The following is a 15,701-nucleotide window of genomic DNA, read 5'->3' as shown; positions in this document are numbered from 1 at the left end:
CCCTACCGTGTGAATGCCTGGACGTTGCCTGCGTCCACGTTGATGATGTTTCCGGTCGATTTCGCCGACAGGTCGGAAGCAAGGAAATAGGCGGCCTCGGCAATGTCTTCGGGCAGGACGGATCTTTTGAGCATCGAGCGGTCGCGGTACATGGCTTCCAGCCCGTCCTTGTCAGTGCCATAGGTGCCCGCGCGCTGGTCCAGCCATTCGCCCTGCCAGATTTTGCTGCCTTTCAGGACGGCATCCGGGTTCACGACATTCACACGCACACCCATTGGCGCGCCTTCCAAAGCCAGACACCGCGCGAGGTGGATTTCCGACGCTTTCGCGGTGCAATAGGCCGATGCGTTTGGCGAAGCCGCCAGCCCGTTCTTCGATGCCACAAAGACGACCGCGCCGCCCATGTCCTGCACCTTGAACAGCTTGAACGCCTCCCGGCTGACAAGGAAATACCCTGTCGACAGGATCGCCATGTTCTTGTTCCATAAATCGAGCGTCGTGTCCTCGACGGGGGCAGAGCTTGCGATGCCTGCGTTGGACACCAGAATGTCGACGCCGCCGAATTCCGCGGCGATATCGCCATAGGCTGCGGCAACGGCATCTTCGCTGGTCACGTTCATGTTGACCGTGCGTACGACGTCCTCGGAATAGCGGTCACTCAGCTGCGCTGATGTTTCTTTCAGCGCCGCGTCGTCGATATCGGCCAGCATCACGCAAGCGCCTTCGCGCAAATAGCGTTCAGCCGTCGCCGCGCCGATGCCGCCCGCTCCACCGGTGACAAGGGCAACACGCCCCGCCATCGATTTGGGCGCTGGCATGCGCTGCAGTTTGGCCTCTTCCAAAAGCCAGTACTCAATGTCGAACGCTTCCTGCTCCGGCAGGCCCTGATATTCGGACACCGCATCGGCCCCGCGCATGACATTGATCGCGTTGACGTAAAACTCGCCCGAAATACGCGCTGTGGCTTTGTCCTTGGCGAATGTGATCATGCCAACGCCCGGGATCAGATAAACGACGGCGTTCGGGTCCCGAATGGCGGGGCTGTCGTCGCGTTTGCACCGATCATAGTAGGCATTGTAGCCATCACGGTACGTCGCCACCGCATCGCCCAATCCGGCGAGGGTTGCATCGACGTCCGGTTTGGCAGGATCGAAATTGACAACCAGCGGGCGTATTTTCGTGCGCAGGAAATGGTCAGGGCAGGAGGTGCCAAGCGCCGCGAGCCGCTCCATGTCCTTGGAATTCACGAACTCCAACACCGCATCGCTATCGGTGAAATGGCCGACCATGTGCTGTTGGCCCGATACCATGCCGCGAATGGCAGGCATCAGGCGGGCGGCTGCCGCACGTCGCGCACTGGCGTCAAGGCTGTGATGGACCGCCCCGCCAAAGGCGGGTTTTCCGTCTGTCTTCGCGGCAAACCAATCCATCGCTTTCTGGATGACGGCAAGTGTCAGGTCATAGCACTCCTGCGCGTCATCGGCCCAGGTGAACAACCCGTGGCTTTCCAGAACGACACCTTTGGCCTCCGGGTTCTTCGCGCAGAAGTCTGACAGCCACAGCCCGAGCTCGTAGCCCGGTTTTTTCCACGGCAACCATCCGATGCTATCGCCGAAAATCTCTTGGGTCAGCGCTTTGCTGTCTTTGGCCGCGGCAATCGCGATGATGGCGTCAGGGTGCATGTGATCGACGTGTTTGGCCGGGACATAGGCGTGCAGTGGAGTGTCAATCGACGCGGCCCTCGGGTTCAAATTGAAGGTGCAGTGGGGCAGGTAGCCGACCATCTCGTCTTCGAATTCAACGCCCCGGTATTTGCCCTTCAACGCTTCCAGTTTGTCCATGTAAAGTGTCGAGAACCCGTCCAGCTTGATGGACCCGACATCCCCGCCTGACCCCTTGACCCACAGGACTTCGACCGTGTCGCCGCTCAACGGATCAACTTCCATCACCTTTGCAGATGTGTTGCCGCCCCCGTAGTTGGTGATTCTCTTGTCGGACCCCAATAGGTTCGAACGGTACAGCAGCTTTTCCGGCTCGCTCATATTTGAGGAAACGGTCACATCCCATTTGTTTTCAAGTCGTTGCGAGGCTTCGGAAGAGGTCATGTGTGGCTCCGTAGGCGGCGGGTTCAATCTTTTGGTTCCAAAACAAGGTGACGGGCCACTTCCATCAAGTCAATCAATTTCAATCACAAACAATCATGTTGCGCCGCAGAATGATTGAAATTGATAAAAACTGATTGACAGTGAGCGGCGACTCAATCCAACTTAGGTCAATCGAAAGGGCATCCGATGCACGAGAAAGACAGACACCGCGTTATCTTATCCGCCGTTCAGGACCGTTCGCTGGTCACCGTTGCGGATCTCTGCGCTTTGACCGGCGCGTCCGAGGCGACTGTGCGTCGTGACATCAACACATTGGACGACCAAAAGCGTCTGCGCCGGGTGCGAGGTGGGGCCGAAGCACTCGCTGCGACGCCATTTGTCGGGCTGTCCGGGCGCCCTTTTTCGGTCAACGAAACCATGAACATCACGGAAAAGCAGGCGATTGCGGCTGCCGCCGTCGATCTGTGCGAAGACGGTGAACCGATCATCATCAATGGCGGCACGACGACATTCCAGATGGTGCATCCGTTGGCGTCGCGGCGGTTGCAGGTGTTCACGAACTCGTTCCCGATCGCAGAGCACCTGCTCAAGAACACCACAAACACCGTGATGCTGTCGGGTGGCATAATCTACCGTGAGCAAAACATCATCCTGTCGCCTTTCGATAATGATGTGACCCGCAATTTCTACGCCAAGCGGATGTTCATGGGGGCGGCGGGCATCGGGCCTCTCGGCCTGATGGAGCAAGACCCGCTGCTGGTGCAGGCCGAGCAAAAGCTGATCGGGCAGGCGGAAGAACTGATCGTCCTCGTGGACAGCTCGAAATTCGAAAACCGCTCAAGCCTTGTGCTTTGCCCGCTTGACCGGATCGACACAATCATCACCGACGACCGACTTGAGGACCGCACGGCGGCCATGCTGGACGCGGCGGATGTGACATTGATCGTGGTGCCTTCGGGTGCCGCGCACAAAGAGGAGGTGGCGACGCTGCCAGCCTGAAAGAAACCACTCCAGGGAGGAAACCATGAGTGTACTGAAAAAACTAGCAACATCCGTTGCGCTCGCCGGCGCTATGCTGGGCACACCGGCCTTCGCAGAAGACGTGCGTATTGCCGTCGTCGTCAAAGCACTGGGCATCGGATTTTTTGAAGCGGCCGCACAAGGCGCCGAAGAAGCCGCCGCAGAACTCGGCGATGTCGAGATTATCTATACCGGTCCGACCGACACCACCGCAGAAGGCCAGATCGAAGTCATCAACGCGCTTATCGCCCAGCAGGTCGATGCCATTGCGATTTCTGCCAACGACACTGACGCGTTGGTGCCTGCGCTTCAGCGCGCCATGCAGCGTGGCATCACGGTGATTAGCTGGGATTCCGGCGTGGCACCGGAGGGGCGCCAGCTGCACCTGAACCCGTCGTCGAATTCTCTGATCGGCAACATGATCATCAAGCTGGCGGCCGATCATCTGCCGGATGGCGGTGAAGTGGCGCTGCTATCGGCGACCACGACCTCGACCAACCAGAACATCTGGATGGAAGAAATGAACAAGGTTCTGGGCAACTACGAGGGCATCAACGTCGTCGCCACTGTTTACGGCGATGATCTTGCAGATAAATCCTACCGTGAGGCCACCGGTCTGATGCAGTCCTATCCCGATCTGGATGCAATCATTGCACCGACGTCCGTCGGTATCGTCGCTGCGGCCCAAGCCGTTGTCGACGCGGGCAAGGTCGGCGAAGTGAACGTCACGGGGCTTGGTCTGCCGTCCGAAATGGCCGGTGCCATCGAATCCGGCGCATCCAAGTCATTTGCAATCTGGAACCCGATTGATCTGGGCTACTCTGCCACAATGCTGGCCTATGAGTTGAGCAAGAACGGTGCTGAAGCCGAACCTGGCGCAGAAATCCCGATGGGCCGCATGGGCAGCCTGACGCTGGATGAAAACAACGAAGGCGCGATGGCCGATCCGTTCGTCTACGACGCCAGCAACATCGACCAGTTCAAGTCGATCTTCTAAACCACCTCCCTGAATGGTCCGGCGTGCTCAGTTGCGCCGGGCCGGACATGTCCCCACTCCAGATGAGGTTCCGAATGACGACGCAGATCGCGCCAAATTCGCCGCTCGTGTCCCCGGTCGTTTCCATGGACATGATCACCAAGACCTTCCCCGGAGTGAAGGCATTGGACGAGGTGAAACTCGACCTTTACCCCGGTCAGGTCACCGCCCTCGTCGGGGAAAACGGGGCGGGCAAATCCACCACCGTCAAGATCCTTACCGGCATCTACTTTCCCGATGGGGGGACGATCCGCATCGATGGCGATCCTGTAACGTTTTCCAATCCCAATGACGCTGCCGACGCTGGCATCACGGCGATCCATCAGGAAACCGTTCTCTTTGACGAACTTTCCGTCGCCGAAAACATCTATATCGGTCATGCGCCGCGTACGCGGTTCGGCCTGATAGACAAAGCCGAAATGCACCGCAACGCGACAACCTTGCTGCAAGAGATCGGCGCGCCGTTCAGCTCTTACACCCAGTTGCGCGAGCTTGGCATTGCCAACAAACACCTTGTCGCCATCGCGCGGGCCTTGTCCGTCGACGCGCGTGTGGTCATCATGGACGAACCCACCGCCGCCCTGTCGCACAAGGAAATCGAAGAGCTGTACGAACTGGTCGAAACCTTGAAAGCCCAAGGCAAAGCGATCCTGTTCATCAGTCACAAGTTCGACGAGATTTTCCGGATTGCCGATCGCTACACCGTCTTTCGCGACGGTGCCTTCGTGGGCGACGGGTTGATCGCGGACATCGACGAGGATGCGCTGGTCAAAATGATGGTGGGTCGCGCCGTCGATCATATCTTTCCCGACCGGAATACGGCCGTGGGGGAGGACGTGCTGCAAGTCGTCGGCTACGATCATCCCACCGAATTCGCTGACATCGGCTTCACCCTCAAACGCGGCGAGATCCTTGGCTTCTACGGGCTTGTCGGGGCGGGGCGTTCCGAGTTCATGCAGGCGCTCTTTGGCATCACCAGACCGAGCAAGGGCGTCACCAAGATCAACGGCGATATCCGCATCATCCGCTCGCCTGCCGATGCCGTGAACAACGGTATCGTCTATGTCCCGGAAGACCGCGGCAAACAGGGGGCAATCATCGGATTGCCGATTTTCCAGAACATTACCCTGCCGTCGCTTGGCCGCACGTCGCAGCGCGGCTTTCTGCGCTTGGCCGAAGAATTCAAACTGGCACGGGAATACGCCGAGCGATTGGATTTGCGCGCCGCGTCGCTAGATCAGGACGTGGGCAATCTGTCAGGGGGCAACCAGCAAAAGGTTGTCATCGCCAAATGGCTCGCGACCCAGCCGCAGGTCATCATTCTGGATGAGCCGACGAAAGGCATCGATATCGGGTCAAAGGCAGCGGTTCACGAATTCATGGCCGAACTGGCTGCACAGGGCCTCAGCGTGATCATGGTCAGCTCGGAAATCCCCGAAGTCATCGGCATGTCCGATCGTGTGATCGTCATGCGGGACGGACGCATCGCCGCAGAACTGGCAGGAGACGCGCTTACCCCGGAAACACTTGTCCGGCACGCCGCAGGCATCTCTGCACCGGCTGAAAGTGTCCCGGCATGACCCGCCTTATCCCTGTCCGCGAAACCATCCTTGCCGCCGCCATTCTGGTGCTGATTGTCCTGATTGCATCGCGGTTTTCGGGGTTCGTGGCCCCCTCCAATCTGGCGAATGTCTTTAACGACACCGCACCGCTGATCATCCTTGCGCTGGGTCAGATGGTGGTGATCCTGACACGCTGCATTGATCTGTCGGTGGCGGCCAATCTGGCGCTGACGGGCATGGCGGTGGCCATGATCAATGTCGCGATGCCGGGTCTGCCGATCCCGGTAATTATCGTGATCGCCCTATCAATGGGTGCGGTCATGGGGGCGATAAATGGCATCCTTGTCTGGAAACTGGCGATCCCGCCGATCGTGGTCACCCTTGGCACCATGACCATTTTCCGGGGCATTATCTTTCTGATCTCGGATGGGAAATGGGTGAACTCGCATGAAATGTCGCCTGCTTTCACGGGGTTTCCCCGTGCCGAAATTCTCGGTCTGCCGGTTCTGTCATGGATCGCCATCGTTTGCGTCATCGGCTTTGCGGTCATGATGTCGCGCACGCCTTTGGGCAGGTCGATCTTTGCGGTAGGGGGCAATCCCCATGCCGCCGTTTACACGGGCATCAACGTCGGAAAGACGCAGTTCGCGGCCTTTGTGATCTCGGGTGCGCTGGCAGGTCTTACCGGTTACCTCTGGGTGTCGCGTTTCGCGGTGGCCTATGTCGATATCGCCGGCGGGTTCGAGCTTGAAGTCGTTGCCGCCTGCGTCATCGGGGGGATTTCGATTGCGGGTGGTGTCGGGACGGTGGGCGGCGCGGTGCTGGGTGCGATCTTTCTCGGGGTGGTGAAAAACGCGCTGCCTGTGGTCAACATCTCGCCCTTCTGGCAATTGGCAATCTCCGGCAGCGCGATCCTGATTGCCGTCGCCTTCAACGCCCGCGCAGGACGCACCAAAGGCCGGATCATCCTCAAATCAGCCGAGACATCGACGGAAGGCGCGCCATGACCGACACCAGTGCTCAATCCCGCAATGTGCCCGATCGCCTCAACAGCGGCGTCTATCGTACGCTGCGCAGTTGGGAAGCGCTGCTGCTCGCCGTGGCGATTGCGATCTTCGTCATCAATAGTTTCGCTTCACCCTATTTCCTGAACGCCTGGAACCTGAGCGACGCGACGTTCAATTTCACCGAGAAAGCCATGATCGCCTTTGCCATGGCGCTGCTGATCATTTCGGGGGAGATCGATCTTTCGGTTGCCTCGATCATCGCGCTTGCCAGCACCGCGATGGGGCTGGCGTTGCAATACGGGGCCGGCACGCCTGAACTGGTGGTGATCGGGCTTGCCGTGGGCCTGTTGTGCGGTGCGTTCAACGCGTTTTTTGTCACGGTCCTCGGCTTGCCGTCTATCGTTGTCACCATCGGCACCATGAGCCTGTTTCGCGGCATCAGCTTTATCATCCTCGGCGACGATGCGTTCCGCGGATATCCGGCCAGCTTTTCGTGGTTTGGTCAGGGCTACATTTACTGGGTGTTCACGGTCGAGATGCTGCTCTTCGTCGTCATCGCCATCATCTACGGCGTGTTGCTGCACAAAACCAACTTCGGCCGGGCAGTCTTTGCGATTGGCAATAATCCAACCGGCGCTCTTTTCAGTGGAATCAGGGTGCAGAGGGTCAAGTTCATCCTGTTCCTGCTTACCGGTCTGATGTCGGGCGTGGCCGCCGTTTGCCTGACGTCGCGCCTTGGTTCGACCCGCCCCAGTATCGCAACCGGGATGGAACTCGAAGTGGTAACCATGGTCGTCCTTGGTGGCGTCAATATCCTCGGTGGATCCGGGTCGATCCCCGGTGTGGTGATCGCGGCTTTTGTCATGGGGCTTGTCACCTTCGGGCTTGGCCTGTTGAACGTGCCGGGTATCGTCATGTCGATCTTCATCGGTCTTTTGCTGATCGGGGTCATCGCCTTGCCACGCCTGTGGGCCATGATCGCCGCACGGAGGGGAACATGACCGAACGCTACGTCTTTCGCATGCGTCTGAACCCCGCAATGGAGGCCGAGTACGCCCGCCGCCACGATGCGATCTGGCCCGCGCTGGTTGATCTGCTGCACGACGCAGGGATCAGTGACTACTCCATTCATCTCGACCCTGAAACCAACCTTCTGATCGGTGTTCTGACGCGGTCTGCGGATCATACGATGGATGATCTGCCCAACCATCCGGTCATGCAGGAATGGTGGGCCCACATGGCCGACATCATGGAAACCGGTCCAGACAATGCACCCGTGGCCGTGCCACTTGAGCGATTGTTCCACATGCCATGAAAGCCCTGCGCCACATCGCCGTGATCGACATCGGCAAAACCAACGCCAAGCTGGCGCTTGTGGACCTGCCAAATCTCACGGAAGTGGCCGTACTGACCCGCCCGAACACCGTCCAGACGGACGGGCCATGGCCCCACTTCGATGTGGAGGGGCACTGGGCGTTCCTTCTTGATGCCCTCAACCGCTTTCACAAGGAGCACCGCATCGACGCGATCTCGGTCACCACCCACGGTGCCTGCGCCGCTTTGCTCACCGGTGACGGACAGCTAGCAGCGCCCATACTGGATTACGAGCATATGTATTCGGCCGAGACGGTCGCGGATTACGCGGTTCTCAAGCCCGATTTTCCGGAAACCGGATCACCGACACTTGCTGGCGGTCTGAACGTAGGCGCGCAATTGCACTGGATGTTCGCACAGGACCCGAGCCTGCGCGAACGCACCGCACAGATCGTGACCTACCCGCAGTATTGGGGCCATCGCCTGACAGGCACGACCGCGACGGACGTGACCTCGCTCGGGTGCCATACGGATCTCTGGGTGCCCCGCGCCGCGCGCTTCTCCGATTTGCCCGCGCAGCTTGGTATCGCGGACAAGATCGCGCCGGTGCGCAAGCCCACGGATATTCTCGGGACGATCCGCCCCGAAATTTCCGGCCAAACTGGTCTTCCCCTTGATACGCAGGTCAGCGTTGGCATTCACGATTCCAACGCATCGCTCTACCCCCATTTGCTCACGCAGGAGGGGGCGTTTTCGGTGGTTTCGACCGGCACGTGGGTCGTGACCATGTCCGTGGGCGGCAAAGACGTCGCCCTTGATCCGCAGCGCGACACCTTGATGAATGTCGATGCCCGCGGCGACCCCGTACCCAGCGCGCGCTTTATGGGCGGGCGCGAATACGAGCTTGCTCAACGTGGTCACGAGACATTGCCGAGTGGAGAGGACGTCATGCGCGTTCTGGACGCGGGCATCAGGCTTCTGCCCGCCGTCGAACCGCAAACAGGCCCTTTTGCCGGACAGAACATGCGCTGGACACCGACCGAGCCGGAGGTCGGCAGCGGCGCGCGGTCTGCAGCAGTGTCGTTCTATCTTGCCTTGATGACCGACACCTGTCTGAGGCTTACGGGCGCTCGGGGCCCCACGATTGTCGAAGGGCCTTTCGCCCGAAATGCCGAATTCGTCGCGATGCTCGCAGCAACAACCGGACGCGACGTCCTGACCAGCGAAGCCGCAACGGGCACCAGCATAGGCGCTGCATTGTTGTTCGAGCGTGAGGCGAAACTGGCAAAGCCTGTTCCGGCGCGTTCCGCTTACGACCCTGCAAAACTGCAAAGATACGCAGCGCTCTGGCGATCAGAGGCGACGGGCTAGCCGACGGTCAAGCACCTGCAGATATTTGAACCCCGCAAGGAAATCGTTGGACAGCATCGTTTTGTCCAGCGTGCGTTGCATTGTGCGCCCGTCATCATGAAACCGAGAGGTTTCGTATCCGAAGCGGCACAGTCGCCCCTTGAAGTCCGTGCCAGCCTGTAACAAGTTTGGCGACGTAGAACCGTCGCACCTGGATAATTTCGTTGATGAACCGCACTCCGATCCTTGCTGGCATTGCCGTCGGTTGCGCCGCACTGCTGGCTGCAGTCTTCTTCATGCCATCGCAAGAAGGAGTGTCGGAAACCGACGCGTTCACGGCACCCGGCCTTGAGCCGTTGACAGTCGATCAGGCGCTCACGGAGTTCTGGAGCCTGACGCCCGCCCTGCTGTTGGTCGTCTACGACGCTTTCGGGCAAACGCAGGAAGATGGCATTTACGATACATTGGCCAGCGTCACCCACGGAGATGCGCTCGAGTACCTGTATCTCGAAAGGGTGGGGGCGATGGCGGGCGGCGGTCTGGAAGAGGCGGACCAGACCATCCACGAGATCAAGCTGTTGAACACCCAGATCGCCCGTGAAGGGGCAACTTTGGCCATCGACGCATCCTGGCAAGTGATTGGCACGGTCGGACACGCGGAACACCTGCACGTTCGCGGCAATACATACAGCGCCGAATTGTCTGTCGCCCCTGTGGAGGGCGCGTGGCGCATCACCGATTTCGCTTTGCTGGACGTCAATCGGGACACGGCGGGCGAGACCTTTCCTGCCCCGCAAACGAATTGATGGTCTCCATCGAGAACCTCACTTTCCGCTACAGCGGCACTGGGTTTGGACTGAATGTTCCGGCGTTCACTCTGGGCCCGCAGGAACGTGTCGCCATAGTCGGACAAAGCGGCAGCGGCAAGACAACGCTCCTGAACCTGATCGCGGGTATCCTGACGCCAGAAGCAGGCCGCATCGATGTGGCCGGTACCGATGTTGCGGCCCTGACGGATGTGCAACGTCGCCGCTTTCGGGCGAGCACGATCGGTTTCGTTTTTCAGGATTTCGCGTTGCTCGACTACCTGTCCGCACGGCAGAATATTCTCTACCCCTACCGGATTACGCCCGCCCTGACACTTGACGCCGCAGCGCGCGAGCGGGCAGAGGCGTTGGCCGCATCCTGCGGTATTGGTGACAAGCTGGACCGCCACCCCACGGCTCTCAGTCAAGGTGAACAGCAGCGGGTCGCGATCTGCCGGGCGCTGGTCACCCGGCCCAAACTGATCCTGTCGGACGAGGCAACCGGCAATCTGGATCCCGACAGCAAGGCGCGCATTCTTGACCTGCTGTTTGCGCAGGCGTCAGAAGCGGGGGCCGCCGTGCTTGCCGTGACCCATGACCACGAACTGCTGCCGCGTTTCGAGCGGGTGCTGGACTTTGCCCAATTCCGCGAAAGTGCCGGGACATGAACGCGCTTTATCTCGCATTCGCCTATCTGCGGTACCATTGGGGCCGCAGCCTTGTGATGACGCTGGTCGCAGCCCTGATCCTGTTCGTGCCGGTGGCCACGCAAATCCTGTTGTCCACCAGCGAACGCGCCCTCGTGGCGCGGGGCGACGCAACACCGCTGCTGCTGGGCAGTCGCGGATCGCAACTCGACCTGACCATGGCGGCCCTCTACTTTTCGGATGAGCGCCCCGATCCGGTGGAAATGCGCGAGGTCGAGGCAGTCTGGGACAGCGGGCTTGCCACACCGATACCGGTGCATACGGCCTTCTCGTCGGGCGGGTTCCGCATCGTGGGTACCACGCTCGACTATTTCGACTTTCGCGGGCTGGGTTTTGCCGACGGGCGCGGCCTGTCTGTGCTGGGTGATGCAATCATCGGTGCAGACGTGGCAAAAGTGCTTGGAAAAGGGGTCGGCGACAGTCTCGTGTCTTCGCCGGAAAACCTGTTCGATCTTGACGGTGTCTACCCGTTGGAGATGCCGATCGTCGGTGTCCTCGCGCCGACAAATTCGCCCGATGATCAGGCCATCTTTGTGGACATCAAAACGGCCTGGGTTATTCAGGGCATCGGTCACGGTCACGAGGATGTCGTCACCGCGGCCGAGGTAGCCGCGGGCAGCGAAACTGTCGCGAATGCCGCCGTCGTGCAGTACCAGCGCATCACACAGGACAATATCGAAAGTTTCCATTTTCACGGAAGCAAGGATGATTTCCCGACATCGGCCGTGATCGTCGTGCCGAATGACACGCGCTCGGCGACCATCCTAAAGGGGCGGTATCTGGGCACTGACACCCCGACGCAGCTGATCGAACCGGCAGGCGTCATCCAAGGGTTGGTGGATCGCATATTCCGCATCAAGTCATTACTGGATGTGGTCACGATGATCATCGCCATCGCGGCTTTCGCGGCCATCGGGCTGGCGGTTTTCCTCAGCTACCGTTTGCGGGCGCGCGAGATCGCAACTGCTGTAAAATTAGGCGCGCGGCGGGGAATGGTCCTGCGGCTGTTGTCAGCGGAAACACTTACATTACTCTTGTTGTCGGGAATCATAGCAGGGCTCGGCGCCGCTGTCGTGTCGCGCAATGCGGATCGCTGGGTAGGCTGGCTGCTTGCCCTGGGCTCATGAGCATCGTTGGAGTTTTTATGAAATACAATTTTCTCGCCGCATCTATCTGGGGTCTTCTGATCGCGACGCCTGGGCTCGCGCATTATGGCATGATCATTCCCGACGATCCGATGATCAGTCAGGAAGACGGGCGCAGTGTCGGGCTGACCATGTCGTTTTCGCATCCGTTCGAGCTGGACGGCATGATGCTCGACACGCCGGTCGCGTTTTCCGTCACCCATGAGGGCACCACGTCCGATCTGCTGGCTGATCTTGAGGATGCGACAGTCATGGAGGATCAGGGGTACACACTTGATTTCGCGCTGGACCGGCCCGGTACCTATATCTTCGCGATGGAGCCGCAGCCCTACTGGGAACCCGCCGAAGACGCCTTTATCATCCATTACACCAAGACCTACGTCACAGCTTATGGCGATGACGAAGGCTGGGATACCGAACTGGGCCTCAAGACGGAAATCGTGCCGCTGTCCAAGCCATTCGGACTGTGGGAGCACAATGTTTTTCAGGGGATCGTCAAGATGGACGGGGCGCCCGTGCCTTACGCCGAAGTCGAGGTGGAGTTCTTTAACGAGGGCGCCGAAGCCACGGTTCCCGACGCGTTGATGATAACCCAGACCGTCAAGGCAGATGCCGACGGCGTCTTTACGTACGCGCCGCCGTCCGATGGCTGGTGGGGGTTCGCGGCCCTGAACACCGCTGATTATACGTTGCCGCAAGACGGTGAGGACAAAGCCGTCGAACTGGGCGCTGTGATCTGGGTGCATTTCGAAGAATGGACCGGCCAGTGATCCGCACCGGCACACTCGCATGTGTTCTGGCGGCCGCACCATTCGGGGCGGCTGCACACCAGCTGACCGTCTTCGCATCCGTTGATTGCACCGCGGTCACGGTCGAGGCCAAGTTTTCCAACGGGAAAGCGGTGCAGATAGCGGACGTGCGGGTGCTGGACGGTCAGAATACGCTGCTGACGACGCTTCCCATTGGGAAGGACGGCACACTGGCCGTCCCGTTGCAAAGCGTGGATCATAGCGAGGGGCTGGTGATCGAAGTGGATACCGGCAGCCACGACAATTACTGGATCGTGACACCCGAAGACATATCGAAGAATTGCCAGAGCTAGTGATGTTGCGCCTTATCAAACCCCTGCTGGCCGCTGGCCTCATCATTTATTCCGCACAGATGGCAGTGGCCCAGGACCGCCCCAGAATCGTCGCCGTGAACCACGCCCTGCAATATTTTGCGCAGCGTCTGATCGGCGATGCAGGAGATGTGGTCTTCCCGGTGCCCCGCGATGTGGACCCGTCGTTCTGGCGTCCGTCGATTGCCGATATCAGCATGGTGCAGTCCGCCGATCTGGTCCTGTTGAACGGGGCCGGTTTTGCGTCGTGGATCGACCGCGTGTCGCTGTCGCGCGCAAAGCTGGTGAACACATCGGCCGATATCGAAGACCAATTCATCATGACCGAAAGCATCACCCACAGCCACGGCGACGGCGGTGAGCACTCTCATGAGGGGGTGGCCTCCTACGTCTGGCTTGATCCCACTCTGGCCGCAGCACAGGCAGAGGCGATTGCCGCCGCGATCACGGCGCGCGGTCTTGTATCAGAAGCGGACGCTCAGGCACGGCTTGCAGCATTACGAGCCGATCTTGATGCGCTGGATGACGCGGCAAAAGCAATGCGTGCTGACCTGCAAGACGTTACGCTCATCGCAACGCATCCACGATACGAGTACTTCGCCGACCGCTACGATTTGTCCATCACCTCATTGGAGTGGGACGCGGGTGCCATGCCGACAGAGGCGGACATTTCCGATTTGAAATCGCGAATTACCGAAACGGGGGCTCAGGTGCTGATCTGGGAGGCGACACCACCGGCGGGCGCGTTTGAAATGACGTCAGCCCTCGGGCTGCAAAACATCGTCTTTCCGCCCCTTGCGCAGCCGGTGGTCGGACGGACTTATACAGAAGTCTTTGAAGAGGCGATTTTCGGTCTGTCCGAGGCGCTGGATCAATAGATCAGTCTGATACGAATAGCAGGGCAGGCGATCTGCACCGGCGACAATCGCGTGCCAGACCTTCCACCTTAGGCGCGCAAGCGTGCGCGCATACTGCATCCTGGCAAAGCCGCGGCCGTCAATCGACACGCATTCACACTTGATCGGAGCAGGAAAATTTGGCTGGGATGGTAGGATTCGAACCTACGGTACACTGTACCAAAAACAGTTGCCTTACCACTTGGCTACATCCCAACGTGGGGCGTTAGATAGGGCTGTCGGGCGTCGGGCGCAAGCCATTTTTGACAAGAAAATTCACGAATTTTCACCTTACTCCTGTTCCCCGTTCTCGCGCAGCAGATCAGAACGTTCTCCGGCGCGTTCCATGTCGACGATCTGGGCCAGTTCCTTGTCTTCTGTCGCTTCAACAGGTTGCGCCGGTGTGGGGGCCTTTGCGGGGCCTTCGAACTCGGGCGCACGGGCGGTTTCCTCTTCGCGCGTGGCCACAAACGGCGCGCCCTCGTGCACGACACGGTATGCCGGTACATCCGCCCCGATGCCTTGCGTGTCGAAGGCCGCTTGCACCAACCGGATCGCCTCACTGCGCGCCAGCACGATCGACGTGGCGTTCTGATCGATCCATCCCGCCATGCTCATCGTGACATAGCTGTCGTCGACCGATTCGATCCAGACACTTGCCGCGGGGGTTTTCAGAACAAAGGGCAAGCCGTTGAGCGTGTTGAGCGACAGCGTCTGCGCATGCGCCAGATCGGTGTCCGGTTTCACGCTGAGACTGAAGTTGAAGCGCCGTTCCGCGTTGCGCGAAAAATTGACGATGCGGCTCTTGAAAACGGTCGAATTGGGAATGCGGATGTGATTGCCATCAAAGCTCAGCAGGATGGTTGCGCGGCTGGTCAGGCGGATGACCTTGCCGGTATCGCCTTCGATCTCGACAGTATCATTCGGTCGAAACGGCTGGCGGATCGACAGCATGATCGACGCGATGAAATTCTCGACCGTGTCGCGCACCGCAAAACCGATGGCCAGACCGACGATCCCCGCCGCGCCCAGAATGCCCGACAGCAGGGCCGTGGCACCCATCAGATCCATCGCCACCACCAACGCGCCCAGAATGAACAACAGCCTCAGCACCTGACGGTAGATGTCGGCGATAAAGGCGTTAGGGGCCAGCCTGTCCCAGGGCTGCTTCATCCGCGCGAGCACAAAGCCGAGGGCCGCGATGGCGAAGAATGCCACGAGCGCCACGGCGGCGAGAGGGAGAAACGCGACAACCTGCTGCGCGCGGTCGCGAAAGCGATCGAACGCGGGATTGAGCCGTCGCACGACATCGGTGGTTTCCGCCACCTCGTTCTCAATCGCGACCACCCCTTCGACACGGCTGACCAGTTCGCTCAGCCTCTCGGCCGCCGCTCCGTCAATGGTATCACCGCGCAGGGTTACGATGCCCGATGCCACATCGACGGTCACATCGTCGTAGCCCTCAAGTTCCGACAGAATGCCGCGAATGCGTTCTGCGATGGCGGCATCCTGCCTTGCGTCATCGGCAACCGCGATCGTCCCTGAGGGTTGATCGGCGTTCTGCGCCAGGGTGTGGAATGGCAACGTAATGAATACCAGCAGGGCGATAAGGCGGATCATGGTCAGCTTTCTG

General features: G+C 59.7%; 15 protein-coding genes and 1 tRNA gene. 13 read left to right on the top strand and 3 right to left on the bottom strand.

The window, feature by feature from the left end; all coding sequences use genetic code 11:
• Positions 1-2 precede the first annotated feature (2 nt).
• Positions 3-2,105, bottom strand: a complete 2,103-nt coding sequence (locus K3756_RS14160) for a bifunctional rhamnulose-1-phosphate aldolase/short-chain dehydrogenase (RefSeq protein ID WP_259988469.1) — start codon at positions 2,103-2,105, stop codon at positions 3-5.
• A gap of 186 nt (positions 2,106-2,291) precedes the next feature.
• On the opposite strand from K3756_RS14160, the gene K3756_RS14155 reads away from it, so the two are divergent.
• The 13 genes from K3756_RS14155 to K3756_RS14095 all read left to right on the top strand — a co-directional run bounded on the left by K3756_RS14155 (position 2,292) and on the right by K3756_RS14095 (position 14,050).
• Positions 2,292-3,104: a DeoR/GlpR family DNA-binding transcription regulator gene (locus tag K3756_RS14155; RefSeq protein WP_259988467.1), complete on the top strand. Its 813-nt coding sequence runs from the start codon at positions 2,292-2,294 to the stop codon at positions 3,102-3,104.
• 25 nt (positions 3,105-3,129) lie between these two features.
• Complete coding sequence (gene rhaS, locus K3756_RS14150) at positions 3,130-4,122, top strand: rhamnose ABC transporter substrate-binding protein (RefSeq protein ID WP_259988465.1); 993 nt, start codon at positions 3,130-3,132, stop codon at positions 4,120-4,122.
• 74 nt (positions 4,123-4,196) lie between these two features.
• The gene (locus K3756_RS14145) at positions 4,197-5,741 is read left to right on the top strand and encodes a sugar ABC transporter ATP-binding protein (protein WP_259988463.1); all 1,545 of its coding nucleotides are present in this window, start codon (positions 4,197-4,199) and stop codon (positions 5,739-5,741) included.
• Positions 5,738-6,730, top strand: a complete 993-nt coding sequence (locus K3756_RS14140) for an ABC transporter permease (protein ID WP_259988461.1) — start codon at positions 5,738-5,740, stop codon at positions 6,728-6,730. The genes K3756_RS14145 and K3756_RS14140 overlap by 4 nt, the downstream gene beginning before the upstream one ends.
• The gene (locus K3756_RS14135; protein WP_259988459.1) at positions 6,727-7,731 is read left to right on the top strand and encodes an ABC transporter permease; all 1,005 of its coding nucleotides are present in this window, start codon (positions 6,727-6,729) and stop codon (positions 7,729-7,731) included. Before K3756_RS14140 ends, K3756_RS14135 begins: the two co-directional genes overlap by 4 nt.
• Positions 7,728-8,045, top strand: coding sequence for an L-rhamnose mutarotase (locus tag K3756_RS14130; protein WP_259988457.1), 318 nt, complete (start codon positions 7,728-7,730; stop codon positions 8,043-8,045). The genes K3756_RS14135 and K3756_RS14130 overlap by 4 nt, the downstream gene beginning before the upstream one ends.
• Positions 8,042-9,415 (top strand): FGGY-family carbohydrate kinase, encoded by a 1,374-nt coding sequence (locus tag K3756_RS14125; RefSeq protein WP_259988456.1) that lies wholly within the window; start codon positions 8,042-8,044, stop codon positions 9,413-9,415. Before K3756_RS14130 ends, K3756_RS14125 begins: the two co-directional genes overlap by 4 nt.
• Before the next feature lie 206 nt (positions 9,416-9,621).
• The gene (locus K3756_RS14120; protein WP_259988455.1) at positions 9,622-10,200 is read left to right on the top strand and encodes a hypothetical protein; all 579 of its coding nucleotides are present in this window, start codon (positions 9,622-9,624) and stop codon (positions 10,198-10,200) included.
• Positions 10,200-10,868, top strand: a complete 669-nt coding sequence (locus K3756_RS14115; protein ID WP_259988453.1) for an ABC transporter ATP-binding protein — start codon at positions 10,200-10,202, stop codon at positions 10,866-10,868. The genes K3756_RS14120 and K3756_RS14115 overlap by 1 nt, the downstream gene beginning before the upstream one ends.
• Positions 10,865-12,034 carry an ABC transporter permease gene (locus K3756_RS14110; protein WP_259988451.1) on the top strand — a complete coding sequence of 390 codons (1,170 nt, stop codon included), beginning with the start codon at positions 10,865-10,867 and terminating at the stop codon, positions 12,032-12,034. Before K3756_RS14115 ends, K3756_RS14110 begins: the two co-directional genes overlap by 4 nt.
• Positions 12,035-12,051: 17 nt before the next feature.
• Positions 12,052-12,822, top strand: a complete 771-nt coding sequence (locus K3756_RS14105; RefSeq protein ID WP_259988449.1) for a DUF4198 domain-containing protein — start codon at positions 12,052-12,054, stop codon at positions 12,820-12,822.
• The gene (locus K3756_RS14100) at positions 12,819-13,154 is read left to right on the top strand and encodes a hypothetical protein (protein ID WP_259988447.1); all 336 of its coding nucleotides are present in this window, start codon (positions 12,819-12,821) and stop codon (positions 13,152-13,154) included. The genes K3756_RS14105 and K3756_RS14100 overlap by 4 nt, the downstream gene beginning before the upstream one ends.
• Positions 13,155-13,156: 2 nt before the next feature.
• Positions 13,157-14,050, top strand: a complete 894-nt coding sequence (locus tag K3756_RS14095; protein WP_259988445.1) for a metal ABC transporter solute-binding protein, Zn/Mn family — start codon at positions 13,157-13,159, stop codon at positions 14,048-14,050.
• 159 nt (positions 14,051-14,209) lie between these two features.
• Here the strand turns inward: K3756_RS14095 and K3756_RS14090 are convergent.
• Together K3756_RS14090 and K3756_RS14085 are read right to left on the bottom strand one after the other, a co-directional pair.
• Positions 14,210-14,284: transfer RNA gene (locus K3756_RS14090), tRNA-Gln, on the bottom strand.
• Positions 14,285-14,359: 75 nt separating this feature from the next.
• The gene (locus tag K3756_RS14085) at positions 14,360-15,688 is read right to left on the bottom strand and encodes a mechanosensitive ion channel family protein (protein ID WP_259988443.1); all 1,329 of its coding nucleotides are present in this window, start codon (positions 15,686-15,688) and stop codon (positions 14,360-14,362) included.
• Positions 15,689-15,701: the final 13 nt, after the last annotated feature.

It is taken from the genome of Sulfitobacter sp. S190, assembly GCF_025141935.1.
Lineage (GTDB): Bacteria > Pseudomonadota > Alphaproteobacteria > Rhodobacterales > Rhodobacteraceae > Sulfitobacter.
This window is presented reverse-complemented; position numbering and strand designations above follow the sequence as displayed.

Bases quoted from the DNA above. Each gene is read 5' to 3' on its own strand.
- K3756_RS14160 (WP_259988469.1), bottom strand. From the start codon at position 2,105: ATGACCTCTTCCGAAGCCTCGCAACGACTTGAAAACAAATGGGATGTG.
- K3756_RS14155 (WP_259988467.1), top strand. From the start codon at position 2,292: ATGCACGAGAAAGACAGACACCGCGTTATCTTATCCGCCGTTCAGGAC.
- rhaS (WP_259988465.1), top strand. From the start codon at position 3,130: ATGAGTGTACTGAAAAAACTAGCAACATCCGTTGCGCTCGCCGGCGCT.
- K3756_RS14145 (WP_259988463.1), top strand. From the start codon at position 4,197: ATGACGACGCAGATCGCGCCAAATTCGCCGCTCGTGTCCCCGGTCGTT.
- K3756_RS14140 (WP_259988461.1), top strand. From the start codon at position 5,738: ATGACCCGCCTTATCCCTGTCCGCGAAACCATCCTTGCCGCCGCCATT.
- K3756_RS14135 (WP_259988459.1), top strand. From the start codon at position 6,727: ATGACCGACACCAGTGCTCAATCCCGCAATGTGCCCGATCGCCTCAAC.
- K3756_RS14130 (WP_259988457.1), top strand. From the start codon at position 7,728: ATGACCGAACGCTACGTCTTTCGCATGCGTCTGAACCCCGCAATGGAG.
- K3756_RS14125 (WP_259988456.1), top strand. From the start codon at position 8,042: ATGAAAGCCCTGCGCCACATCGCCGTGATCGACATCGGCAAAACCAAC.
- K3756_RS14120 (WP_259988455.1), top strand. From the start codon at position 9,622: ATGAACCGCACTCCGATCCTTGCTGGCATTGCCGTCGGTTGCGCCGCA.
- K3756_RS14115 (WP_259988453.1), top strand. From the start codon at position 10,200: ATGGTCTCCATCGAGAACCTCACTTTCCGCTACAGCGGCACTGGGTTT.
- K3756_RS14110 (WP_259988451.1), top strand. From the start codon at position 10,865: ATGAACGCGCTTTATCTCGCATTCGCCTATCTGCGGTACCATTGGGGC.
- K3756_RS14105 (WP_259988449.1), top strand. From the start codon at position 12,052: ATGAAATACAATTTTCTCGCCGCATCTATCTGGGGTCTTCTGATCGCG.
- K3756_RS14095 (WP_259988445.1), top strand. From the start codon at position 13,157: ATGTTGCGCCTTATCAAACCCCTGCTGGCCGCTGGCCTCATCATTTAT.
- K3756_RS14085 (WP_259988443.1), bottom strand. From the start codon at position 15,688: ATGATCCGCCTTATCGCCCTGCTGGTATTCATTACGTTGCCATTCCAC.